At 67.0% G+C, this 23,969-nt stretch carries 24 protein-coding genes; 19 read left to right on the top strand and 5 right to left on the bottom strand.

Features of this window, described 5'->3' with window-relative positions; translation table 11 throughout:
• Positions 1–179 precede the first annotated feature (179 nt).
• The 4 genes from rpsO (at position 180) to ACIQCN_RS08185 (ending at position 4,972) form a co-directional block, all read left to right on the top strand.
• Positions 180–449, top strand: a complete 270-nt coding sequence (rpsO, locus tag ACIQCN_RS08200; protein WP_377215495.1) for a 30S ribosomal protein S15 — start codon at positions 180–182, stop codon at positions 447–449.
• A gap of 240 nt (positions 450–689) precedes the next feature.
• A complete protein-coding gene (locus tag ACIQCN_RS08195) occupies positions 690–2,948 on the top strand; it encodes a polyribonucleotide nucleotidyltransferase (RefSeq protein ID WP_400606430.1) in 2,259 nt (752 codons plus the stop codon).
• A gap of 112 nt (positions 2,949–3,060) precedes the next feature.
• Complete coding sequence (locus ACIQCN_RS08190; RefSeq protein WP_400606252.1) at positions 3,061–4,404, top strand: M16 family metallopeptidase; 1,344 nt, start codon at positions 3,061–3,063, stop codon at positions 4,402–4,404.
• A gap of 82 nt (positions 4,405–4,486) precedes the next feature.
• The gene (locus ACIQCN_RS08185) at positions 4,487–4,972 is read left to right on the top strand and encodes a DUF1579 family protein (RefSeq protein ID WP_400606255.1); all 486 of its coding nucleotides are present in this window, start codon (positions 4,487–4,489) and stop codon (positions 4,970–4,972) included.
• 58 nt (positions 4,973–5,030) lie between these two features.
• Here the strand turns inward: ACIQCN_RS08185 and ACIQCN_RS08180 are convergent, their stop codons facing one another.
• From ACIQCN_RS08180 to moaA, 3 genes are all read right to left on the bottom strand, one after another.
• Complete coding sequence (locus ACIQCN_RS08180) at positions 5,031–7,022, bottom strand: endonuclease (RefSeq protein WP_400610358.1); 1,992 nt, start codon at positions 7,020–7,022, stop codon at positions 5,031–5,033.
• Positions 7,023–7,220: 198 nt separating this feature from the next.
• On the bottom strand, positions 7,221–7,487 hold the full coding sequence (locus ACIQCN_RS08175) for a MoaD/ThiS family protein (RefSeq protein ID WP_400606260.1): 267 nt from the start codon (positions 7,485–7,487) through the stop codon (positions 7,221–7,223).
• A 6-nt stretch (positions 7,488–7,493) separates the two neighbouring features.
• Positions 7,494–8,621: a GTP 3',8-cyclase MoaA gene (gene moaA / locus ACIQCN_RS08170; protein ID WP_400610356.1), complete on the bottom strand. Its 1,128-nt coding sequence runs from the start codon at positions 8,619–8,621 to the stop codon at positions 7,494–7,496.
• A gap of 97 nt (positions 8,622–8,718) precedes the next feature.
• Between moaA and glp the strand changes: the two genes are divergently transcribed.
• Genes glp through ACIQCN_RS08140 form a run of 6 tightly spaced genes read left to right on the top strand, consistent with a single transcriptional unit; the run spans position 8,719 to position 12,698 of the window.
• Positions 8,719–9,957 (top strand): gephyrin-like molybdotransferase Glp, encoded by a 1,239-nt coding sequence (gene glp, locus ACIQCN_RS08165; RefSeq protein ID WP_400610354.1) that lies wholly within the window; start codon positions 8,719–8,721, stop codon positions 9,955–9,957.
• Entirely contained in the window at positions 9,945–10,439 is a 495-nt protein-coding gene (moaC, locus tag ACIQCN_RS08160) for a cyclic pyranopterin monophosphate synthase MoaC (RefSeq protein WP_400606268.1), read from the top strand. Before glp ends, moaC begins: the two co-directional genes overlap by 13 nt.
• On the top strand, positions 10,436–10,951 hold the full coding sequence (locus ACIQCN_RS08155; protein WP_400606271.1) for a MogA/MoaB family molybdenum cofactor biosynthesis protein: 516 nt from the start codon (positions 10,436–10,438) through the stop codon (positions 10,949–10,951). The genes moaC and ACIQCN_RS08155 overlap by 4 nt, the downstream gene beginning before the upstream one ends.
• Entirely contained in the window at positions 10,941–11,420 is a 480-nt protein-coding gene (locus ACIQCN_RS08150; RefSeq protein ID WP_400606274.1) for a molybdenum cofactor biosynthesis protein MoaE, read from the top strand. The genes ACIQCN_RS08155 and ACIQCN_RS08150 overlap by 11 nt, the downstream gene beginning before the upstream one ends.
• 29 nt (positions 11,421–11,449) lie before the next feature.
• Positions 11,450–12,220 carry a 4-hydroxy-tetrahydrodipicolinate reductase gene (gene dapB / locus ACIQCN_RS08145; RefSeq protein WP_400606277.1) on the top strand — a complete coding sequence of 257 codons (771 nt, stop codon included), beginning with the start codon at positions 11,450–11,452 and terminating at the stop codon, positions 12,218–12,220.
• A 4-nt stretch (positions 12,221–12,224) separates the two neighbouring features.
• Positions 12,225–12,698: a hypothetical protein gene (locus ACIQCN_RS08140; RefSeq protein ID WP_400610352.1), complete on the top strand. Its 474-nt coding sequence runs from the start codon at positions 12,225–12,227 to the stop codon at positions 12,696–12,698.
• Here the strand turns inward: ACIQCN_RS08140 and ACIQCN_RS08135 are convergent.
• Positions 12,682–13,914: a heparan-alpha-glucosaminide N-acetyltransferase domain-containing protein gene (locus ACIQCN_RS08135; RefSeq protein WP_400610350.1), complete on the bottom strand. Its 1,233-nt coding sequence runs from the start codon at positions 13,912–13,914 to the stop codon at positions 12,682–12,684. The genes ACIQCN_RS08140 and ACIQCN_RS08135 overlap by 17 nt on opposite strands.
• Positions 13,915–14,006: 92 nt before the next feature.
• Between ACIQCN_RS08135 and ACIQCN_RS08130 the strand changes: the two genes are divergently transcribed.
• From ACIQCN_RS08130 to ACIQCN_RS08100, 7 genes are all read left to right on the top strand, one after another.
• Positions 14,007–14,348 carry a hypothetical protein gene (locus tag ACIQCN_RS08130; RefSeq protein WP_400606282.1) on the top strand — a complete coding sequence of 114 codons (342 nt, stop codon included), beginning with the start codon at positions 14,007–14,009 and terminating at the stop codon, positions 14,346–14,348.
• A 58-nt stretch (positions 14,349–14,406) separates the two neighbouring features.
• Positions 14,407–15,315, top strand: a complete 909-nt coding sequence (dapA, locus tag ACIQCN_RS08125; protein ID WP_400610348.1) for a 4-hydroxy-tetrahydrodipicolinate synthase — start codon at positions 14,407–14,409, stop codon at positions 15,313–15,315.
• 41 nt (positions 15,316–15,356) lie between these two features.
• Entirely contained in the window at positions 15,357–17,048 is a 1,692-nt protein-coding gene (locus ACIQCN_RS08120) for a ribonuclease J (RefSeq protein ID WP_400606287.1), read from the top strand.
• A 135-nt stretch (positions 17,049–17,183) separates the two neighbouring features.
• Complete coding sequence (locus ACIQCN_RS08115; protein ID WP_400606289.1) at positions 17,184–20,060, top strand: DNA translocase FtsK; 2,877 nt, start codon at positions 17,184–17,186, stop codon at positions 20,058–20,060.
• Positions 20,061–20,083: 23 nt separating this feature from the next.
• Positions 20,084–20,728, top strand: coding sequence for a CDP-diacylglycerol--glycerol-3-phosphate 3-phosphatidyltransferase (gene pgsA, locus ACIQCN_RS08110; protein WP_400606291.1), 645 nt, complete (start codon positions 20,084–20,086; stop codon positions 20,726–20,728).
• Positions 20,725–21,204 carry a CinA family protein gene (locus ACIQCN_RS08105; RefSeq protein ID WP_400606293.1) on the top strand — a complete coding sequence of 160 codons (480 nt, stop codon included), beginning with the start codon at positions 20,725–20,727 and terminating at the stop codon, positions 21,202–21,204. Before pgsA ends, ACIQCN_RS08105 begins: the two co-directional genes overlap by 4 nt.
• A 186-nt stretch (positions 21,205–21,390) precedes the next feature.
• Complete coding sequence (locus ACIQCN_RS08100) at positions 21,391–21,831, top strand: helix-turn-helix domain-containing protein (protein ID WP_400532148.1); 441 nt, start codon at positions 21,391–21,393, stop codon at positions 21,829–21,831.
• Positions 21,832–21,908: 77 nt separating this feature from the next.
• Here the strand turns inward: ACIQCN_RS08100 and ACIQCN_RS08095 are convergent, their stop codons facing one another.
• Complete coding sequence (locus ACIQCN_RS08095) at positions 21,909–22,460, bottom strand: MarR family winged helix-turn-helix transcriptional regulator (protein ID WP_400610346.1); 552 nt, start codon at positions 22,458–22,460, stop codon at positions 21,909–21,911.
• Positions 22,461–22,501: 41 nt separating this feature from the next.
• Here ACIQCN_RS08095 and ACIQCN_RS08090 point away from each other — a divergent pair, with 41 nt between their 5' ends.
• Both ACIQCN_RS08090 and recA read left to right on the top strand, forming a co-directional pair.
• A complete protein-coding gene (locus ACIQCN_RS08090; RefSeq protein ID WP_400610344.1) occupies positions 22,502–22,726 on the top strand; it encodes a DUF3046 domain-containing protein in 225 nt (74 codons plus the stop codon).
• A gap of 173 nt (positions 22,727–22,899) precedes the next feature.
• The gene (gene recA / locus ACIQCN_RS08085; RefSeq protein ID WP_400606300.1) at positions 22,900–23,955 is read left to right on the top strand and encodes a recombinase RecA; all 1,056 of its coding nucleotides are present in this window, start codon (positions 22,900–22,902) and stop codon (positions 23,953–23,955) included.
• Positions 23,956–23,969: the final 14 nt, after the last annotated feature.

Raw genomic sequence — 23,969 nt, 5'->3', positions numbered from 1 at the left:
GCAGCTTTTTCGACAAGATTGGCACGCGGCCGGTAAACTGGGCGATGGATCCGGCTGCAGTCCGTGGCGGCTGGTTCCTGCTATGTACAGGAACCCTGATTTTTCGGGAGGCCTGGACAGGCAGACCCGGCAGTGATTTTCTGACCTGGGCCCTCACGGCACATTTTCTAGGAGTTATTGTGGCACTTGACGCCGCTGTAAAGCAGTCCATCATCAAGGAATACGCAACCGGCGAAGGCGACACCGGTTCGCCCGAGGTCCAGGTTGCAGTCCTGACCCAGCGGATCAAGGATCTGACTGAGCACATGAAGGCGCACAAGCACGATTACCACACCCAGCGCGGTCTGCTGGCCATGGTTGGTCGCCGCAAGCGCATGCTGAGCTACCTCAAGAAGACTGACATTGCACGCTACCGTTCGCTCATCGAGCGCCTCGGCCTGCGCCGCTAGTCGGACTTAGGGGCGGCCCCTTCCACCACGGAGCGGGCCGCCTTCTTCAAACCAAAACTAAACAGGAGGATCAACCGCATCACGCATTCGCGGTCCTCGGTAGTGATCCCCGGGAGCGGCTCCCTTCAGGAGCCCCGGCCCGTGGGTCTCGATCGATGACCGGGTGCAGGGCCAGTAGACAGATGCTGGGCTGGGTTGATGCGGCTGGACTTCCGTAAAACAGAAACGGAGGTGACTCTCTTGGAGGGTCCCGAAATCCAGTTCTCAGAAGCAGTCATTGACAATGGCCGCTTTGGCAAGCGTGTAATCCGCTTTGAAACCGGCCGCCTTGCCAAGCAGGCAGCCGGCGCAGCAATGGTGTACATCGACGAAGACACCGCGCTGCTGTCCGCCACCACCGCCGGCAAGCACCCGCGCGAGGGCTTCGACTTCTTCCCGCTGACGGTTGACGTTGAAGAGCGCATGTACGCCGCCGGCCGCATCCCGGGTTCGTTCTTCCGCCGCGAAGGACGTCCGTCCACCGAAGCCATCCTGGCCTGCCGCCTCATGGACCGCCCGCTGCGCCCCGCCTTCATCAAGGGCCTGCGCAACGAGGTCCAGATCGTGGTTACCGTCCTGGCCATCAACCCGGACGAGCTGTACGACGTCGTGGCCATCAACGCCTCCTCCATGTCCACCCAGCTTTCGGGCCTGCCCTTCTCCGGCCCCATCGGCGGCGTCCGCGTTGCCCTGGTTGCCGACGAAAGCGGCTCCCAGTGGGTTGCGTTCCCGAAGCACTCCCAGCTGGAGAACTCCGTCTTCAACATGGTTGTCGCCGGCCGCGTTGCAGGTGACGACGTCGCCATCATGATGGTTGAAGCAGAAGCCACGGACAACTCGTGGAACCTCATCAAGGAACAGGGCGCCACCGCCCCCACCGAAGAAGTTGTTTCCGAGGGCCTCGAGGCTGCCAAGCCGTTCATCAAGGCCCTCTGCGACGCCCAGGCCGACTTGGCCGCACGCGCTGCAAAGCCCACGGTCGAGTTCCCGGTCTTCCTGGACTATGAGGACGATGCTTACGCAGCCGTGGAGTCCGCTGCAGGCGAGAAGCTGGCTGCAGTGTTCCAGATCGCTGACAAGCAGGAGCGCGACAACGCTTCCGACGCACTCAAGGACGAGGTACTCGCGTCCCTGGCCGGCCAGTTCGAAGGCCGCGAGAAGGAACTGTCCGCAGCATTCCGGTCAGTCACCAAGCATGTCGTGCGCCAGCGCATCCTCAAGGACCAGATCCGCATCGACGGCCGTGGCCTGACGGACATCCGCCAGCTCACCGCTGAGGTCGAGGTCCTGCCCCGCGTTCACGGTTCCGCGATCTTCGAACGCGGCGAGACCCAGATCATGGGTGTCACCACGCTGAACATGCTCAAGATGGAGCAGCAGATCGACTCGCTGTCTCCGGTTACGCGCAAGCGCTACATGCACAACTACAACTTCCCGCCGTACTCCACCGGTGAGACCGGCCGCGTGGGTTCACCCAAGCGCCGCGAAATCGGCCACGGTGCCTTGGCTGAGCGCGCCCTCGTGCCCGTCCTGCCGTCCCGCGAGGAATTCCCCTACGCCATCCGCCAGGTATCCGAGGCCCTCGGTTCCAACGGTTCGACGTCGATGGGTTCCGTCTGCGCCTCCACCCTGTCCATGCTGAACGCCGGTGTGCCGCTGAAGGCCGCCGTTGCCGGTATCGCCATGGGCCTGGTTTCCGACCAGGTTGACGGCCAGACCCGTTACGCGGCGCTCACCGATATCCTCGGTGCCGAAGACGCTTTCGGCGACATGGACTTCAAGGTTGCGGGTACCTCCGAGTTCGTCACGGCCATCCAGCTGGACACCAAGCTCGACGGGATCCCCGCATCGGTCCTGGCTGCAGCCCTGAAGCAGGCCCGCGAAGCTCGACTGCACATCCTGGATGTCATCAACTCGGCCATCGACACCCCGGACGAGCTTTCCGAGTTCGCACCGCGCGTCATCGCCGTGAAGATCCCCGTGGACAAGATTGGCGAGGTCATCGGCCCCAAGGGCAAGATGATCAACCAGATCCAGGAAGACACCGGCGCCGACATCTCCATCGAGGACGACGGCACCGTCTACATTGGCGCTACCGACGGTCCGTCTGCAGATGCAGCACGCTCCGCCATCAACGCCATTGCCAACCCGCAGGTTCCGGAAATCGGCGAACGCTACCTGGGCACGGTCGTCAAGACCACCACCTTCGGTGCCTTCGTTTCCCTGACCCCGGGCAAGGACGGCCTCCTGCACATCTCCGAACTGCGCAAGCTGGCCAACGGCAAGCGCGTGGATAACGTGGATGACGTCGTATCCGTCGGCCAGAAGGTCCAGGTGGAAATCACCAAGATCGATGACCGCGGAAAGCTCTCGCTGGCCCCGGTTGTTGCCGAGGAAGAGGGCGCAGGCGACGCCGAGCGCGCGCACTCCACGGAACCGGCAGAAGGCGCTGACGCTTAGTCAGTTCCGGGCTCCGGCCTAAGCATTAATCGGCGGGGCCGGTGGGTGATCCACCGGCCCCGCCGCTGTTACGATGGCAGCCAGATCCGGCTGCCCCTCCTGAAAGGCCTCAATGACTGTTGTACCCCTGCCGCTTGAGCAGAACCACCGCGGCGACACCCTGGTCCACGGTTCCGACGGCGGCTCCGAAGTCCGCCGCTCCGTGCTGCCCGGGGGAGTGCGGGTACTTACCGAGGCGATGCCCGGGCAGCGCTCGGCCACCATCGGCTTCTGGGTTGGTGTCGGCTCCCGGGACGAGGCACCGGGGCAGCACGGTTCCACCCACTTCCTGGAGCATCTGCTGTTCAAGGGAACCAAGCGCCGCACGGCGCTTGAAATCGCTTCCGCCTTCGATGAAGTCGGCGGGGAGTCCAACGCGGCTACTGCCAAGGAAAGCACCTGCTACTTTGCGCGGGTCCTGGACACGGACCTGCCGATGGCGATCGACGTCATTGCCGACATGATCACCGGCGCTGTGATCGACCCCGCCGAGATGGAGCAGGAACGCGACGTTATCCTGGAGGAAATCGCGATGGACAGCGATGACCCCACCGACGTTGCCCACGAACACTTCGTGGCTGCCGTCCTCGGCAGCCACCCGCTGGGCCGCCCGATCGGCGGCACCCCGGATGCCATCCGCGCAGTGGCGCGGGACTCGGTCTGGGACCACTACCAGCGCTACTACCGGCCCGATGAGCTGGTGATTACTGCCGCAGGCGGCCTGGACCACGACGTCGTATGCGGACTTGTGGTGGATGCGCTTGAGTCTGCCGGGTGGTCGCTGGAGTCCGACGCGGCACCCGTGGACCGGCGCCCTACGGACCGTGCACTGATCACCGGCACGGCAGGACTTCACGTTGTGAAGCGGGCGGTGGAACAGGCCAATATCATCATGGGCTGCCCCACGATTGTGGCCACGGATGACCGCCGCTATGTCATGAGCGTGCTGAACGCGGTGCTGGGCGGTGGCATGTCCTCGAGGCTGTTCCAGGAGATCCGCGAAAAGCGGGGCCTGGTGTACTCCACGTATTCCTTTGCGTCCTCCTACGCGGATGCCGGGTACTTCGGCATGTACGCCGGCTGCACTCCGTCCAAGGTGCGCCAGGTGCTGGAGCTGCTGGGCGCCGAGCTGGACAAGCTGGCAGAGCACGGCATCACGGAGGATGAGCTCCGTAAGGCCGTGGGCCAGTTGTGCGGTGGGATTGTGCTGGCGCTGGAGGACACCGGCTCGCGGATGTCGCGGCTGGGGCGTGCTGAACTCGTCTCAGGCGAGTACCAGGACATTGACGAGACCCTTCGCCTCATCAAGGACGTGACGGTCCAGCAGGTACAGGATCTTGCAGCCGAGCTTGCTGCCGCGCCACGCACCGTCACCGTGGTGGGACCCTTCGAGGAATCCGAAAGCTTCGGACTCTGAGCACAGTAACCAAGAACGTTGGGTCCCGACGGGAATAGTATGGGTGCAACCCCGCGAGTTGCTAGCGAAAGCGGAACCCACCGTGACCCCAGCCAGTTCGGACCACCCGTCCACGGCCTTGGCCAGCCTCCTGGGGCATTGGCGCGGAAGCACCCACATCCCCGCCGGCCCTTGGGGTCCCGCGCGCACTGTTGATGCCGAGCTGACGTACCGCCGGCTGGCCGGCGGTTTCGCAGTAGTGCAGACGTACCGGCATACAGAGGCCGACGGCAGCCACTACGAGGGTCATGGCATCTTCACCCTGGACCCGCAGCGCCAGGACGTCCTCTGGTACTACGTGGACACCGCCGGTCCGGTGCCGGACGGCCCCACCAGATGTGTGGTCCACGACGGTGTCCTCCGGGTGGAACGGCGCAGCGACGGCGGCTGGACCCGGCACACGCTCAGCGTGGAGGGCGACCTGTTGACCCATGTTGCGGAAATCCGCTCGGGAGCGGCATCAGCCTTGCCGGAAGCCGGCGGTTACCGGCCCCTGATGACGTCCCGCTACCGACGCGTGGCTGATTGACGCACCCTCGCCTGGCTGCGGCCGACCAACGGCATGCCGGCACGGACCGGGCGAAACCCTAGGTCCTCGCCGGTTCAGGCATCCGCTCCAACAACCATGCCATAGGGTCTTCGGGGAGGGTGTCGGGGCAGGGGTAGGTGTCCCAGGCGGGGTGCGCGGGGTGGAGGTCGCGGGCATCGATGTAGTGGAGGCCGGTTGGGTCAGGTGGTGGGTCATCGGGCGGGTATTCGGTGTTCGGGCAGGAGTGCTCCGGGTCCGTAGGGTTCGGGAGGTGTTCGGGCAGCATGCAGCCGTGCGGGTGCTCGGGCACGCGGTCGATGTTGAGCGTGGTGGCGGGCAGTTGGGGTGGGTGCCAGGGGTGGGGTTCGGTGTTGTAGTGGCGTCCGGTCGGTGAGGTCCAGCCTGGTGGTGTGGTTTTGGTGGCCGGGGTGGGGGTCCAGGTGCTGGCGTGTTTGAGCCGGTGGTGTTTGGGGCAGGGCTGGGCGAGGTTGCTGACGCCGGTGGTGCCGCCGTGCTGCCAGGCGGTGAGGTGATCCGCGTTGTTGTCCAGGGAGTGGTTGGTGCAGCCCGGGAACGGGCATTTCGTGTCGCGGAGCCGGAGCCAGTTCCGCATGGCCTGCGGGATGCGGTAGCTGGTCCGGCCGATCTCCAGCGGTGCCCCGTCGCGGGGGTCAACAAGGACCCGGTAGAACGAGCCGGCCCCGTCGGCCAGGATCTGGCGGGCGATGGAGGCCGGGACGGGGCCGTACCCGTCCAGCTCTGCCGGTTCGTCCGTGAGCCCCAGCAGCGCGAACACCGGAACGGTGACCAGGACCTGCGCTTTGGGGACCGGAACCCGCGCAAGGGCACCGTTACCGGTCCGCCCCTCCTCGGCCGGCCCGGCGGAGTCAGCACCGGCATCAGCGGCGGTATCGGCGGCGCCACGGGCGGCGGCATTCTCGGTGTGGGTGTGGGTGTGGGTGTCGGGGTCGCGCCCTGAACCGTTGCCGCGGGCTGTGGCGTGGTTGGGGGCTGTGTTGTTGGTGAGGAGGGCGGTGGCGAAGATGTCGGCCCGCAGTTGGGTGAGGGTCCGGGATTCGGTGGGGCCTTGGAGGGCGCGGGCGATCGCGGTGGTGCGGTTCCAGATCGCCTCGGCCTGGTGCGCGGGAAGGTACGCGCTGAACCAGGACATCCCGTCCCGGTCCGCCGAACACTCGATCCTGCGGTCCGCGATACCCCGCACATGCCGCTTCTCCAGGCTCTCGGGGTGGTGCCGTTCGCGCCAGGCCCGCGCCCGGGACCGGAACCTCCCCGGCGTCAGATCCCCCGCCACACACCCCCACACCCCGCCAGCAGGATCATGAGCACCAGGGTCAGGGCCGGCCGCGTCAGGACTAGCCGGATCAGCCGGGCCGGGTGTGAGGGAGAGGAAGTGTGTTTCCAGGGCTGTGGTCCCGGCGGTGGTGAGGCCGGTGGTTTCATCACACGCGATGACCGCGTGGCGCCAGGAGATCGCCCCGGCCTGCAACGCACCCAACGTTACGGGCAGGTCCGTGCACAGGGCCCGGGCCTGGGACAGGAACAGGGCCGCGGCGCCGTCACTGATCCGCAGGAGACAGCCGAGCTCGGCCCGGATCGACACCTCCAGCATCCCCGCGGCCTTCACCGCCGGCGGAGCGAGGACCGTTTCGAGCTCGGCGAACCGGGCAGCAGTGCGGGCCTTCAACGCCGCGGCCTTCGCCTCACACCGGGCCGCTTCGGCCATCACCTCCAGGAGGGCATCGGCCTCGACCCGCATCGGATCAGCCCACCAATCCCGCACCCCACCACCAGGGACACCGGCAGTCTCCGCCGCACCCGCATTGCCTGAAGGCCGCGAAACCTTGCCGGCGACGGAGCCGGAATTCGGGCGGGCAGCCATGGTCCCCGGAACAGCGCCACTGGCAAAACCCGGGCCGGCAGCACTGGCGGAACCCGGGCCGGCAGCAGCCTGCCGCACCAGCGCATCCAACCGCGCGGCGGAGCCCCCAACAGCCTCCACCGCCACCCCGATACCCCCACCAAAACCCATACCCACATCATCCAACGAGGGTCCGACATTTTGAGCCGGAGCATCACGGAGAACCTGTCCGCAGGATCGAAGGGCCATGCGTCCGGGTCCCAGGACATAGGCGACCGGTCCCGGAACATAGGCCGAAGCGGACTGGAAGCGCGCCGTTACCCCGAGCGCGCGGTACCCCGGAGCGGGCCGTTACCGCCGCCCGGGCCGTTACCCGCCGGCGAAAGGAGGCAGCACGTCAACCACGTCGTCCGCCCCCAAAGCGGTGCTGTGATCCCGCACGGCAACTTCATTCAGCAGGAAGCTGCTGCGCCCCAGGATTCGGGGGAGAGGCGGCGTCCCGGCCGGCGGCGTGGCGCGCTCGACGGCCAGGATTGCGTCAAGGAGATCGGCCACTGTCGACCCGGCAGGCAGGTCGAAGCGTTCTTCTTCCAGCCCTGCAGCGGCGCGCGCGGCAGCGAAATAACGTACGTTCATGCGGTGTCAGCCCCCGATGGCACTCATACTGCGGTCCGGCTGGACGAAGTCCGGAGCGTCCAGTCCCACGTGGTCCATTCCGTGGGCCTTTGGCTTGACCCACATGGCGTCCTGCCAACGCCGCGCCAGCGCGGCGTCGTGCGCCCCGGAACGAAGCAGCCCCAAGAGGTCGAACTCTTCACGGGAGAACAGGCAGCTCATAATCTTTCCCTCGGCTGTGATCCGGGTCCGGCGGCAATCGGCGCAGAATGGCTCGGTCACGGAGGCTATGATCCCCACGGTGCCCAGAACCGGCGCGGAACCGTCCCCGGAAGCCGCCACCCGCCGTCGTACTTCAAAGCGTTCGGCGGGCGCCCCGTCACGTTCCCTGGAATCAGGACTGAGGACGTAATCGGTGGAGAGAAGGGTGCGGATTTCGGCGGCGGTGATCATGTTGCGCCGCGTCCAGCCGTGGTCGGCGTCGAGGGGCATCTGCTCGATGAACCGAAGTTCGTAGCCCCGGTCCAGCGCCCAAGCGAGCAGGGACGGAGCTTCGGTGTCGTTGATTCCGCGCATCAGCACCGCGTTCAGCTTGACCGGCCCCAGCCCGGCAGCCCACGCAGCGTCCACCCCGGCGAGCACCTGGTCCAGGAACGGACGCCTGGTCAACTGCGTGAAAGTCTCTTCGTGCAGTGAATCCAGCGACACGTTGATGCGCGTCAGCCCGGCGGCCTTGAGGGCCGCGGCCTTTTTGGCCAGCCCCACGCCGTTGGTGGTCATGGAGATGGGCAGCGCAGGATGGTTGCGGCGCAGCGCGGCAATGATGTCCACAAGGTCGTGCCTGACCAGCGGCTCACCGCCGGTCAGGCGCAGTTCGCGCACGCCGAGGTGCTCCACGCCAATCCGCACGATCCGGACGATTTCTTCCGCCGACATCACCGCCTGCTTGGCCAGCCATTCCAAGCCCTCGGCCGGCATGCAGTAGGTGCAGCGCAGATTGCATTTGTCGGTCAGGGACAACCGCATGTCCGTGGCGCGCCGGCCATAGCGGTCCGCAAGGCCGTCGGGGGCATCAGCGGGCCTGGGCCCCGGTTCCGGCAGCGTCGGCCGTGAACTTTCCTCCCGGGGCTGCGGGATGCCTAGCTGGACAGTCATGGTTTCAGGCTACGCCACGTTGGGTGGGCCATCACACATGACGGGCGGCGCTGGCTAGAGTGGACCCTGTCCACAGCCCGCAACCGAAGGCGCCCGCATGACTCCCCGAACCGTCGCTGTCCACCGTGCCGCGGTCGTCGCGCTGCTCGAGGGGCTCCGCGCTCCCGGCCGCACCGAGGTGTTGCCCCTGGTCCAGGCATTGGGCAGGGGCCTGCCACAGCCAGTCACCGCCCCGGTCAGCCTTCCGCCCTTCGCAAATTCGCAGATGGACGGCTACGCGGTCCGCGCCGTTGATACGCAACGCCCCGGGGACGCGGACATGCCAGCGCACGACGCCGGCGCCCGCCTCCGCGTGTCAGCCCCGGTTCCAGCGGGCACAACGCCGCCCGGGCTGGCCCCGGGGACAGCGGCGCCCATCATGACCGGTGCCATGCTCCCGGCGGGGGCGGACGCCGTCGTACCTATTGAGAAGGCTGTGCCGGACCGGTTCCTGGCCGCGGGGGAGGAAGCGGCGGTGACGCTGCCGGCCACGGCGGCCGGAACGTATGTCCGTGCCGTTGGCAGCGACCTCCGGGAAGGGTCCGTTGCCCTGCCGGCCGGTTCCTTCCTGGGGCCGGCCCAGCTGGGGCTGCTCGCGGCCCTCGGCCTCCCGGAGGTGGCCGTCTACCGGGCGGTCACGGTCCTGCTGGTCACTACGGGTGATGAAGTGGTGGCGCCGGGACAGGAACTGCCGGCGGGCAAAATCTACGACGCCAACGGCACCCTCCTCGAAGCGGCGATGGTCCAGGCCGGACTCCGGGTGCGCCGGGCGGGCATCGCCACGGACAACCCGGCAGAGCTCCTGGAACTCCTGCGCGCCGAGTCCGCAGGCGCGGACCTCATCGTGACCACCGGAGGGGTGAGCAAGGGCGCCTACGAAGTGGTGCGGCAGGCGCTGGCGGACCAGCCGGTGGAATTCCTGCCCGTTGCCATGCAGCCGGGCGGACCCCAAGGCATCGGCACCGTTGACGGCGTTCCGATCCTTGGCTTTCCCGGAAACCCGGTGAGCTGCCTGGTGTCCTTCGAGATGTTCCTCCGGCCTGCCCTCACGGAACTACTCGGCGCCCCGGCGCCCCGGCCGCGGGTCCGGGCGCGGCTGCGCCATCCGCTGGAGTCGCCGCACCATAAGCACCAGGTGCGGCGCGGCACCCTCCACCCGGACGGAACGGTGGGGCTGCAGGGCGGGGCGGGCTCGCACCTGATGCACGCGCTGGCAGGGTCCAACGCCCTGGTCCACGTCCCGGAAGGACAATCGGCTCTGAGCGCGGGGGACGAGGTGGAAGTATGGACACTGTGAATGCAGAACAGACCCCGCCGGCCCTCACGCACCTTCGCCAGGACGGCAGCGCCCAGATGGTGGACGTTTCCGCCAAAACCGAGACCACCCGCGAGGCCACGGCCACGGCCACCGTGCGGACCACCCGCGACGTCATGGGGCTGTTGGGCTCCGGCGGCCTGCCCAAAGGCGACGCCATCGCCGTCGCGCGCGTTGCCGGGATCATGGCCGCCAAGAAAACCCCGGAGCTGATCCCGCTGTGCCACCCGCTGCCGTTGTCCAAGGTCACGGTGGACTTTTCGCTGGACGCCGATGCGGTGACAATCCTGGCCACGGTCAAGACCCGGGGTGTCACCGGTGTTGAAATGGAGGCGCTCACGGCCGCCTCCGTCGCCGCGCTCAGCGTGTACGACATGGTCAAGGCCGTGGACAGGCACGCCGTCCTGACGGACATCAAGGTGTTGGCCAAGAGCGGCGGAAAGAGCGGAGACTGGACCCTGTGAGCACCACCCCCGAACCGCACCGCCACGGTGACGTCCAGGGCAGGAAAGCCGGGGTTGTCATCGCCTCCACCCGTGCAGCCGCCGGGCTCTACGACGACGAAACCGGCCCCGTGATCACCGACTGGCTCACCGAACACGGCTTCGACGTCTTCCCGGCCATGGTGGTCCCGGACGGCGAGCCGGTGGGTGCCGCCGTGAGGGCCCTGCTCACCCAGCGGCCCGCCGTCGTCATCACCAGCGGCGGAACCGGGCTGAACCCCGATGACCGCACGCCTGAAGTCACCCTGCCGCTCCTGGAGCGGGAGATTCCCGGCATCATGGAGGCCATCCGCCGCGCCGGTGCCGCCAAGACGCCGCTCGCGGCGCTGAGCCGTGGCTACGCGGGCGCCGCCGGGACCACGTTTATCGTCAACCTGCCAGGATCACCCAAGGGGGTCATGGACGGGCTGACCGTCCTGGACCCGATGATCGGGCACCTCTGCGACCAATTGGAAGGCGTACATGGACACTGACCAGGCATTCGAGGTGGTCCACGCCGTGCTCAGTGCGGACCCCATCTCGGTGGACCAAGCCATAGCGGCCGTAGAAAGCGACACGGCAGGGGCGGTGGTCAGCTTCAGCGGAGTAGTGCGCAATCACGACGGCGGCAGGCAGGTTGAGCGCCTCAGCTACAGCGCGCATCCCACGGCTCACCAGGTGATGGCCGACGTCGTCGCCCGCCTGGTTGCCGGGCAGGCGGAAGGAAATGGTGAGCCTGACGCCTCGGCACCGGCCCAGCCGGTCCGCATCTGGGCCGCGCACCGGATCGGAATGCTGGAAATCGGCGACCCCGCCCTGGTCTGCGCCGTGTCCGCAGCACACCGCGGACAGGCCTTCGCCGTCTGCTCGGAGCTGGTGGACAGGATCAAGGAGCAGGTGCCCATCTGGAAGGAACAGTTCTTTACGGACGGCACCGTGGAGTGGGTAGGCGCGGGCGGCTGACACCCGGTTCCGCCGGTAGGGTTAACGGCATGACCGAAGAACACCCTGCCCTCCTCCGGGTCTCCGTGCTGGGCGCCAACGGCCGCATGGGCGCCGAAGCCGTCAAAGCCGTCCAGGCCGCACCGGACATGGAACTTGTCGCAGCCTTGGGCCGCGGCGACTCGCTGGAGCGCGTCACGGAAGCCGGCGCACAGTACGTGGTTGACCTCACCGTGCCGGAAAGCACCGAAGCAAACGTCCGCTTCGCCGTCGAACACGGCATCCATGCCGTCGTCGGCACCACGGGCTGGAACCCCGCGCGCCTCTCCTCCCTCGGGGACCTGCTGGCAGGACACCCTGGGACCGGCGTGCTGATCGCCCCCAACTTCGCGCTTGGCTCGGTGCTGGCCTCCGCATTCGCGGCCAAGGCCTCGAAGTACTTCGAATCGGTCGAGATCATCGAACTGCACCACCCGGACAAGGTGGACGCCCCGTCCGGCACCGCCGTCCGCACGGCCCAGCTCATTGCCGCCGAGCGCGCCGCAGCGCAGGTTCCGCCCAGCCCCGACGCCACGGCCACGGAGCTGGCCGGAGCCCGCGGCTGCGAGGTGGATGGTGTCCGCGTCCACAGCGTGCGGCTACGCGGCCTGGTCGCGCACCAGGAAGTGCTGCTGGGCGGTCCCGGCGAGCAGCTGACCTTCCGCCACGATTCCTACGACCGTGCATCGTTCATGCCCGGCGTCCTGCTCGGGGTTCGCCAGGTGGCTGCGCACCCCGGCCTCACCGTGGGCCTGGACGGCTACCTGGACCTGGGAATCTAGCGGCATGCCGGCCGTGATGGGTGCCTTCCGGAAGAACCGCACCAAGATCTGGGTGGGAGCGGTGACGCTCTTGCTCGTCTTCTACCTGGTGGTGTCCCTGCAGCGCTCGGTGCTGCTCCTGACCGATTCCAACCTCGCCGCGCAGGCCATCGGTGCCGCCTACCTGGTGTTGCCGGTCATCGGCGCCTGGGCCTTGATCCGCGAGCTGATGTTCGGGGCGCGCACCGAACAGATGGCCAAGGCCCTGGAGGCCGAAGGCGGACTGCCCGTCGACGAGCTTCCCCGTACTCCTGCCGGCAGGATTGTCCGGTCCGCGGCGGATGCGGAGTTCGAGAAGTACCGGGCCGAGGCCGAGGCCGCGCCGGACGACTGGCGTTCGTGGTTCCGCCTCAGTTGCGCTTATGACGCTGCGGGGGACCGGAAGCGGGCGCGGGCGGCAATGCGCGACGCCGGACGCCTCTTCAGCGCCGCGCGCTGACCTTTCCACGCCCAAGCCGGGCGGCCGAGTGCGCCACCCACTCCAGCGGGCCCCTGCGCTGCAGCAGCGCGAACACCACGCCCACCGCCACGGCGATGGCAGCCTGGACGAAGTACAGGCCGTTCTCGGTCCAGCCCCGAGGTACCGGTTCCCCGTAGAGCCCCGACATCGCCCAGACATGGGCGGAATACAGGGTCAGGGTCATCGCGCCGGCGCCGCGCAGCGGGAGCAGCAGGTCCAGGTCCACCCATTCGGCCAGCCGTCCGAGCAGGAGGAAGGCACCGATAACGGCCACCGCAGTCCCGGAGGTGTGCAGCAGGTCCAGGGTGGTGCCCGAGTGCGGCGCTGCAGAGGCCAGCCACCACCAGGAATCCTTCTGCGGGATGCCGGTCAGGTTCACCTGCAGGATGTTTTCCAGTGGATAGCCGGGCGAGTTGATCACCTTTTCCAGCGCCTCCAGGCCGCCCCAGTCCTGCATCGCCGCGGTCCCCAGCCATTTGGCAGGCAGGGCAATGATCAGCCCGCCCGCCAGCAGCACCACCGGTACCATGGCGCGGTCCAGGACAAGGCGGCCGACGACGAGTCCCACCAGGAAGTAGGACAGCCACTGGAAAACGGGATAGTAGCCGGTGAAGAAGATATCGCCCAGGAGCCGGGCCGGGGCGGAAACGTCCTCCCAGGACGGGTTGTGCCCCAGCGTTAGTGGGGGCGCGGGGGCGAGGAACCATGGCCGGAGCAGGTAGGCGAGCACCGGGGATCCGACGATCCAGCCGCCGGCCCACGCGCACAGGCGCTTGAGCTCCATGCCCAGGAACGGCAGGATGCACAGGAACAGCACGGCGTAGTGCACCAGGATGATGGCCACGTTGACGTCCAGCCCGCCCAGGGAAAGTCCGACGGCGGCAATCACCAGCGCGCGGAGCGCTATCCCGCGCCGCGCACCCCAAAGTTCGGGTCCGGCGGGCGGCCTGTGCTTCCCTGTCGACAGGGCCAGTCCCACGCCGGCGAGCACCGCGAACAGGGCCGAAGCCCGGCCGGAGAACACCAGCACGACCCAGGTGGGCGTCAGTTCCGGAGTGGACTCGAAGGTGGGCAGCAGGTGGGTTGCCATCATGCCCAGCAGGGCCAGCCCGCGTGCGGCATCGACCCCGTACAGGCGTCCGGACCCTGGCCGGATGCTGGCGGCAGAACTCCGTGCCTGGGTGCGGGGGGTCATGAGCCGATGCTCTCACACCGGACCGGGAAGCTGCCTGTCACGGCCGCCAAAGCAGTCTTGTATTCGAAGATATGTTCGAATAAAGTGATTCCATGCAAACGCCACCGGATACCCCTGCCTCCCCGGGCTCCCGCGCCGGGGTGATGAAAGCCATGAGCCCCGGAGTGGTCGACTACCTTTTCCGCCAGCTCGTTAACGGCCGGCCGCCCGAGGACGAGCAATGGGAACGCGAAGGTGTCGCCCTCTCCGACCAGCCCGGCGGGGCCGAACTGGCCCGCCGTCTCGCCGAAACCGACCTTGACGCCCTGACGCCGGTCGAGCTGTTCCACTACGTGCGGGCAGCCCAGCGGCTCGAAGCCTGGGCAGGGGAGCTGCGGAAGGCCGCCGTCGGGCGCTATTGCGGCGGGCGCCCCGCTTCGGATGCCGCGATTTGATCTTCCTCACTGTCCCGGCATTGTCCTAACCAGCGGCGGACAGGGTAACGTTTTTCCCATGGCTGACACTTCCGCGCACATCCCTGCCCTTGGCACGCTCCTGACCGCCATGGTTACCCCGTTCACCAAGGACGGAGCCGTGGATTACGACCAGGCGGCATCGCTTGCCGCGAAGCTCGTGGATGACGGCTGCGACGGACTGGTGGTCACCGGCACCACCGGCGAGACCTCCACCCTGACTGACGAGGAAAACCTCGGCATGTTCCGGGCGGTCAAGGAAGCAGTCGGTGGACGCGCGGCCATTATTGCCGGCACCGGCACCAATGACACCGCCCATTCCGTGCACCTGTCGCAGGAGGCCGCGAAGCTCGGCGTGGACGGACTTCTCCTGGTCACGCCCTACTACAACAAGCCCAGCCAGGCCGGCCTGCGGGCGCACTTCGAGACCATTTCCTCGGCCGTGGACGTGCCCGTCATGCTCTATGACATCCCCGGCCGTTCCTCCATTCCCATCGAGCCGGACACCATGATCCGCCTGGCCCAGCACCCGAACATCGTGGCCGTCAAGGACGCCAAGGCTGACCTGGTTTCGGCCACCCGCGTCATGGCCGAAACCGACCTCCTGTTCTACTCGGGAGACGACGGGCTGACCCTCCCGTGGATGGCCCTGGGCGCTGTTGGCCTGGTCGGCGTGACGACCCACGTGGCAACCCGCCGTTTCCGCGAGCTGATCGATGCCGTCAACGCCAACGACCTCTCCACGGCGCGGAAGATCAACTTTGAACTCCAGCCGGTGGTGCGCGCCACGATGAGCCGGGTCCAGGGCGCCGTAGCCGCCAAACAGATTCTTAAATGGCAGGGAGTCCTGCCCAACTCGATTGTCCGTTTGCCCCTCGTGGAGCCGGACGAAGCCGAGATCGAAACCATCCGCGGGGATTTGGCGGAAGCGGGGCTGGTCTTCTCCTGACGGCGAAGCCCGGCACCCTTCCGCCTGGAAAGTAGTGCAATATGACCCAAACCGCCCTTACCGGCCTTGTTACCCCGCCCCGCCTCCCGCAGGGCACGCTCCGGATTGTCCCGCTGGGCGGGCTGGGGGAGATCGGCCGGAACATGGCCGTATTCGAAATCGACGGCAAGCTGCTGATCGTTGACTGCGGCGTTCTGTTCCCGGAAGAGACCCAGCCGGGCGTAGACCTGATCCTGCCGGACTTCTCCTACATCGAGGACCGCCTGGATGACGTGGTGGCCGTCGTGCTGACGCACGGCCACGAGGACCACATCGGTGCCGTGCCGTACCTGCTGCGCCTGCGCAACGACATTCCCCTGGTGGGATCCCAGCTGACGCTTGCCCTGATCGAGGCCAAGCTGCAGGAACACCGCATCCGTCCTTACACGCTTACCGTGGAAGAGGGGCAGGTGGAGAAGTTCGGTCCGTTCGAATGCGAGTTCGTCGCCGTCAACCACTCCATCCCGGACGCCCTGGCCGTGTTCATCCGCACCGCCGGCGGTACCGTGCTGCACACCGGCGACTTCAAGATGGACCAGCTGCCGCTGGACGGACGCATTACCGACCTCCGCCACTTCGCCAAGCTCGGCGAGGAAGGCGTGGACCTTTTCATGTCCGACTCCACCAACGCCGACGTCCCGGGCTTTACCACCGCCGAGAAGGAAATCGGCCCCACCCTGGAGCGGATGTTCGGCCAGGCCAGCAAGCGCATCATCGTTGCGTCATTCTCCTCACATGTGCACCGCGTCCAGCAGGTCCTGGATGCAGCCGCCAAGCACAACCGCAAGGTGGCTTTCGTGGGCCGCTCCATGGTGCGGAACATGGCCATCGCCGAGAAACTCGGCTACCTGGACGTTCCGGCCGGGCTGATCGTGGACATCAAGAACATCGACAACCTGCCGGACAACCGCGTGGTGCTCATGTCCACCGGCTCCCAGGGTGAGCCGATGGCCGCGCTGTCCCGCATGGCCAACGGCGACCACCGCGTGGTGGTGGGCCAAGGCGACACCGTCATCCTCGCCTCCAGCCTGATCCCGGGCAACGAAAACGCCGTATTCCGGATCATTAACGGCCTGCTGAAGCTGGGCGCGGACGTCATCCACAAGGGCAACGCCAAGGTGCACGTCTCCGGACACGCTGCCGCCGGCGAACTGCTGTACTGCTACAACATCCTCGAGCCGCTGAACGCGATGCCGGTGCACGGCGAAACCCGGCACCTCATCGCCAACGGCAAGATCGCCATCGAGTCCGGCGTGCCGGAAGCAAGCGTCATCCTCGCAGACAACGGCACAGTCATCGACCTCCGGGACCACCAGGCGGACATCGTGGGCCAGGTGGAGGTCGGGTTCGTCTACGTGGACGGTTCCAGCGTGGGCGAAATCACCGACGCCGACCTCAAGGACCGCCGCGTGCTCGGCGATGAGGGCTTCATCTCCATCATCACGGTCATCAACCGCGCCACCGGCAAGGTCGTTTCGGGTCCCGAAATCCACGCCCGCGGGGTGGCGGAGGACGACTCCGTGTTCGACGACATCATGCCCAAGATCAACGCTGCGCTGGAAGAAGCCGTTCTCAACCACGCAGACCACACCACGCACCAGCTCCAGCAGGTGGTCCGCCGCGTCGTGGGCACGTGGGTCAACCGCAAGCTCCGCCGCAAGCCGATGATCATCCCTGTGGTGCTCGAGGCCTGATCCGCCAGCGCGTTGCTGCGCCCTGTGCCCCGGTTCTCCCGAACCGGGGCACAGTCGCTTAAACGTGCGCTGACGAACAGGCGGGGAAGCCCGTCAATCCGCGGAATGAGGCCCTGCTTCCGGTAGCGTGGCAGTATGGCCACACGTACTACTTCCGCGCCCAAGGGATCAGGCAGGGGCAGCTCCGCCACGAAATCCGGCGGCGCGGGAAGCCGCGGCACCGCCTCCAGGCCTGGCCGGTCGGGAACCCCGGCAGGCTCTTCGCGCACCCGCGCGCTTCCCGCCGTCGAACACCACCAGCCGTGGCTGCTGCGCGTGGTGGGCGGAGCGTGGCTGGGAATCGGCCACCTGGTGGGCGGGGGAGTCCGGCGCATCGGACATGACGTCAGCGATCTCCCCGCCGAGGAGCGCCGCGACGGGGCCGCGCTCTTCAATCTGGTGCTCGCGGTCTTCATCGCCACCTTCGCCTGGTGGGGGCTTACGGGCTGGTTCCCGGACGCCGTCCACGCCGTGGTCAACGGCACGTTCGGCTGGATGGCGCTCCTGCTTCCGTTGATCCTGTTCGTCTGCGCGTTCAGGCTGTTCCGGCAGCCCTCCGACGGGCGCGGCAACAACCGGGTAGGCATCGGTTTCCTCATCATGACCTTCGCCGGCTCCGGCCTGGCCCACGTCCTGGGCGGGCAGCCCACGGTGGCCCAGGGCTTCGACGGTCTCCGCGCGGCCGGCGGCATGCTCGGCTTCCTCGCCGCATCGCCGCTCGCGGCCATCCACCCCGCGGTGCCGCTGGTGGTTTATGGGATCCTCGCATTCATCTCCCTGCTCATCATCACGGCCACGCCGTTTACTGCGATTCCGCGGCGCCTGCGGGGCGCGTACGAGCACCTCATGGGCATCGACCTGATCGAGCAGGACCCCGAAGACGGCCACGACCGCAGCTACCTGGAACGCACCCCGCCCGCGGCGCCCAAGAAGAAGCGGCGCCGGATGTTCGGCAAGGATGAAGAGCCCGACGCCGGACTCGAGGGTTACGTTGGCGACGAGGCCTTTGAACACGCAGTCATTGACGACGACGAGCCACAACCGCCCAAGCCGGCTCCCGGCGTGCGGCGGCCCACCCAGGCGGAGATCGCCGTCGAAAAGATCAAGGCCGCGCAGGGCCTGGGCGCCGGGGCCCCGGCAGACGGGAACGCCACCGAAGCCATCCCCATGATCACCCCGGGGATGGCTGCGGCGGGGGCGGCCCCTGCCGCCCCGCGGGTGCCCGCGAACCCAGTCAGCCCCGCACCGCCGCCCACGCCCATCCCGCAGCGGACGGAGCAGCTCTCCCTGGCCGGCGACGTCACCTACACCCTGCCGGCCTCGGACTTCCTGACCCCGGGGTCCATTCCGAAGGAACGCACGGAAGCCAATGACGCCGTCGTCGCCGCGCTGACGGATACCCTCCAGCAGTTCAACGTGGACGCCACCGTCACGGGCTTCAGCCGCGGCCCCACCGTGACCCGCTACGAGATCGAGCTGGCGCCAGGCACCAAGGTGGAGCGGGTCACCGCCCTGTCCAAGAACATCTCCTACGCAGTCGCCTCCAGCGACGTGCGGATCCTGAGCCCCATTCCCGGCAAGTCCGCCATCGGCATCGAGATTCCCAACACGGACCGCGAAACCGTGTCCCTGGGCGACGTCCTACGTAGCCAGAACGCCCGGCGCACCGACCACCCCATGGTGATGGGCGTGGGCAAGGACGTGGAGGGCGGCTACGTGGTGGCCAACCTTGCGAAAATGCCCCACCTGCTGGTGGCAGGCGCCACCGGTGCCGGTAAGTCTTCCTTCGTGAACTCCATGATCACCTCGATCCTGATGCGGGCAACCCCGGACGAAGTGCGCATGGTCATGGTGGACCCCAAGCGCGTGGAACTGACAGCCTACGAGGGCGTCCCGCATCTCATCACCCCGATCATCACCAACCCCAAGAAAGCCGCCGAAGCGCTGCAGTGGGTGGTCCGTGAAATGGACGCACGCTACGACGACCTGGCCAACTACGGCTTCAAGCACATCGACGACTTCAACAAGGCAGTCCGCGCCGGCAAGGTCCAGCCGCCGCCGGACTCCAAACGCGTCATCCGGCCCTACCCTTACCTGCTGGTGATCGTGGACGAACTCGCGGACCTGATGATGGTGGCGCCCCGCGACGTGGAAGACTCGATTGTCCGCATCACCCAGTTGGCGCGCGCCGCCGGCATCCACCTGGTCCTTGCCACCCAGCGGCCTTCCGTGGATGTCGTCACGGGCCTCATCAAGGCGAACGTGCCGTCCCGCATGGCCTTCGCCACGTCCTCGGTGACGGACTCCCGCGTGGTACTCGACCAGCCCGGCGCTGAAAAGCTGATCGGCCAGGGTGACGCGCTCTTCCTGCCGATGGGCGCCTCCAAGGCCATGCGTGTCCAGGGCGCGTGGGTAACCGAGTCAGAGATCCATAAGGTGGTGGAACACGTCAAGGGGCAGCTGCAGGCCAGCTACCGTGACGACGTCGCCGCGGAGGCCCCCAAGAAGCAGATCGACGATGACATCGGGGACGACCTCGAGGTGCTGCTCCAGGCAACTGAGCTCGTGGTCACCACGCAGTTCGGCTCCACTTCGATGCTCCAGCGCAAGCTGCGCGTAGGCTTCGCCAAGGCCGGCCGGCTCATGGACCTGCTGGAGTCCCGTGGGGTGGTTGGGCCGTCCGAAGGGTCCAAGGCCCGTGACGTCCTGGTCAAGCCGGACGACCTTGCCCCCGTCCTGGCCGCGATGAAGGGACAGGAAGCACCGGCAACGCCCGACTCCCAGACGGCGGCGCTCAGCGACAACGCCAACGCCAACATCCCCCAGGGAGGCTATGCCGAAGACCTGGTCGCGGCCGACCTGGACCAGCGGAAACAAAATGTCGAGTATTACGATGGCTCCGATTCGGCGCCGGGAGGCTACGGGGAGGACGACGACGGCTCCGAGGACGCCTGGTCCCTCACCGGGCGTTAGCCCAGGGACGGTAGCCTAGAAACGTGACTAGCACTGATGCAACCGCCGCCGGCCGTGGCCGTGCCGGGGTCTGGAACCTTCCCAACGTCCTGACCATGCTCCGCATCGCGCTGGTGCCCTTCTTCGTCTGGTTCCTCATCGCTGACGCTCCCGGGCCCGACAGCGAGGCGGGACCCTGGCGTTGGGCGGCGGTGGCCGCGTTCGCCGTCGCGATTTACACGGACAAGCTCGACGGCGACATTGCCAGGAGCCGCAACCTCGTCACCGACTTCGGCAAGATAGCCGACCCCATCGCCGACAAGCTGCTCATCGGATCGGCGCTGGTCATGCTGTCGGTGCTCGGCGAACTGCCGTGGTGGGCCACGCTGGTGATCCTGGTCCGGGAGTGGGGTATTACCGGGCTGCGGTTCTTCGTCATCCGGTATGGAGTCATCCCGGCATCGCGCGGCGGCAAGCTCAAGACCGTGGTCCAGACAGCCGCGATCTTCCTGTACCTGCTGCCGCTGGGCGTTATCGCGCCCTGGCTGGGGTGGGTAGCCTTTGCCGTGATGATGGCGGCCGTTGCCATCACCGTGTGGACCGGCGTCGAATACGTTGTCCAGGCGCTTCGCCTGCGCGCCGAAGGCAGGCGGCACGCCCAGGCGGCCAAGGAACAGGAGCCCACTTGAGCAACCTCCATCACCTCGCGGCGCAGGCCGTGGAAAACGCGATTGCTGCCGGCCGGACCGTCGCCACCGCCGAATCGCTGACCGCTGGAATGCTTGCCGCGGTGCTGGCGGACACCCCGGGTGCTTCCGGGATGCTGCAGGGCGGCGTGGTGGCATACCAGAATGCCGTCAAGGAGACGCTCCTGGGCGTTTCCGGCGAGCTGCTGGCCGGTGCAGGGTCCGTGGATCCGGACGTTGCGGCCGCCATGGCGGCAGGCGTCCGGGAATCCCTCCGCGCGGACATCGGTATCTCCACCACGGGCGTGGCCGGGCCGGAGGAGCATGACGGCAAGCCGGTGGGCCGGGTGTATGTGGGAGTCGCCACCGCGTCAGGCAGTGTGGCGTTTGAATATTCGTTCACCGGCAGCCGCGCCGACATCCGGGGCCAGGCCTGCGCCGCCGCGCTGGAACGGCTGCTTGAGGCCCTGGCCGGCTGAGCCGCGGCATGTTGCGGCCGATGGCTGCGCGGCAGAAGTTACCGGGAGTCAAGTAGCCGGGAACAAAAGCCGGTACCGATTAGTTATTACATTGTGTCGCTTCCCGGGATGGGAGGCGCCTAGGATGAAATGACCACGACGGTTCGCTGCGGCGGACCCGACCAATGAGGGAGCAAGGCGATACAGATGGTAAAGCAGCCCGTATCCGTAAACGGCGTTGTCCGCTGGAAGGATGTGGGCCTCGCCGATCAGGGCAAGAGCGAACAGAAGGAGCGCAAGATGGTTGTACTTCGTCACGAAATCGGTGATGTCCTGCGCGATGTCCGCCAGCGTCAGGGGCGTACGCTCCGTGAAGTTTCGCACAGTGCCCGTGTCTCTCTGGGTTACCTCAGTGAAGTTGAACGCGGCCAGAAGGAAGCATCATCCGAGCTGCTGTCCTCAATCTGCACGGCCCTGGACGTTCCGTTGTCCAGCATGCTCCGGGAAGTCAGCGACCGCGTTGCAGTGGCCGAAGGCGTCACCGTGCCGGACACCGTCCCGCAGGAATTCTCCCAGCGGTACGGCCGCGACCTGAACGCGGAACTCACCGACGAACTCGCTACCGGTCTGCTGTCCGGCGCCCGCTAGGGCTGCCGGCAGGCAGGGACGGTACCAAAGCCCCCGGCGCTGCCGGGGGCTTTGGCGTGTCGAATTGCACGCATTTCCTACTGCGTGCCTGATCCGCCCGAATCCTGGGCTCCGGCGTCGCGGGGGAATCCGTCGCCTTCATAGGTGGAGTTCAGCCTGGCAATGTAGCGGGCCAGTTCCTGCAGGTCAGAGACCGGCCAGGAACCCAGACGCTCGCGGAACACCTGTTGCCGGGCGTCCTGGACCTGGCGCATCTTTTCTTCGCCTTTTGCGGTCAGCCGGATGGACTGGGCGCGGCCGTCCTGGGGATCCGCTTCCTTGGATACGAGCCCGATGCTTTCGAGGAACGCGATCTGCCGGCTGACGGACGGTTTGCCCACGCCGATGTTCATGGCCAGGTCCGTGAGCCGGATCGGGCCCTCGCGGCGGATCACCGTCAACAGTCCGTAGGCCGCCGGTTCCATGTCCGGATGCACCTGGCGGGAGAGCTGGTTGGAGATGGCCCTGGCCCGCCGCCAGAAAAGGCTGAGCTGGTGTTCAACACTTTGGAGGACCTCGTCCACCGTCGCCTCGCCCGCGGCGGAATCCGGCGAGGAACCCGTTTGCGGGGCATCAGGGGAGTTGCTCATGGCAACAAGTCTAGGCTCCGGGAACATGAGAGGATTTACCGGTGCGAATCAGCGACTACTGGCGGCTAATGGATGACGAGTTCGGTGCGGGCTACTCCCGGGTGCTGAGCAGCACCCTGGTCCTCGCCGGAGTGGGCGGGCGCACCGCGGACCAGGCGCTGGCGGCCGGAGTGGAACCGCGCAGGGTGTGGCTCGCCGTGTGCGACGTCCAGGACGTCCCCGACGAGCGCCGCCTGGGGAGGGACATCACACCGCGCCGCGACTGACACGCCCGCCCGGTTCTTCGAATACCTGTTCGGATAAAGCTATGCTGGGAACAGCGGGTTATCCACATAGCCGATCCCATCCGGGCTGAATGTCAGTGGTTCCCCTTAGCGTCAGAGATGACCAACAAACGGCCGCTGAGGCCACCATCGAGAAAGCATTAGAGGTGTCAACCATGGCCGCAGCCCCGGATCGCGAAAAAGCGCTGGAAGCAGCTCTCGCCCAGATTGATAAGCAGTTCGGCAAAGGTTCGGTCATGCGGCTGGGCGATGAGGTGCGCGCACCCATCGAAGTCATCCCCACAGGCTCCATCGCACTGGATGTTGCGCTGGGAATTGGCGGCCTGCCCCGCGGACGCGTCATCGAGATCTACGGACCGGAATCGTCCGGTAAGACCACCGTGGCGCTGCACGCCGTGGCCAACGCCCAGCGCCAGGGAGGCATCGCAGCGTTCATCGATGCCGAACACGCATTGGACCCCGAGTACGCCGCCAAGCTGGGCGTGGACACGGATGCGCTCCTGGTCTCCCAGCCGGACACCGGTGAGCAGGCCCTGGAAATCATGGACATGCTGGTGGGCTCCGGCTCCCTGGACGTTATCGTGATCGACTCCGTGGCCGCCCTGGTGCCCCGGGCCGAAATCGAGGGCGACATGGGCGACAGCCACGTCGGCCTCCAGGCCCGCCTCATGAGCCAGGCGCTGCGTAAGATCACCGGCCGCCTAAGCCAGACCAAGACCACCGCCATCTTCATCAACCAGCTGCGCGAAAAGATTGGCGTGTTCTTCGGGTCCCCCGAGACCACCACCGGTGGTAAGGCCCTGAAGTTCTACGCTTCCATTCGTATCGACGTCCGCCGTATCCAGACGCTCAAGGAGGGCGCTGACTCCGTCGGTAACCGCACCAAGGCCAAGATCGTCAAGAACAAGATGGCCCCGCCCTTCAAGATCGCCGAGTTCGACATCATCTACGGTCAGGGCATTTCCCGCGAGGGCGGCATCATCGACATGGGCGTGGAACACGGCATTATCAAGAAGTCCGGTTCCTGGTTCACGTACGACGGCGACCAGCTGGGCCAGGGCATGGAGAATTCCCGCCGGTTCCTGCGGGACAACCCGGAACTGGCCGCGGAGCTCGAACGGCTCATCAAGGAAAAGCTTGGGGTCGGCGTCAAGCCAGCCGAGGCGGACGCCAAGGACTCGCCCAAGCTGAAGGCCGTTGACGGGTTCTAGTCCTTGAATGGGAA

It is taken from the genome of Pseudarthrobacter sp. NPDC092424 (assembly GCF_044754925.1).
Taxonomy (GTDB): domain Bacteria; phylum Actinomycetota; class Actinomycetes; order Actinomycetales; family Micrococcaceae; genus Arthrobacter.
This window is presented reverse-complemented; position numbering and strand designations above follow the sequence as displayed.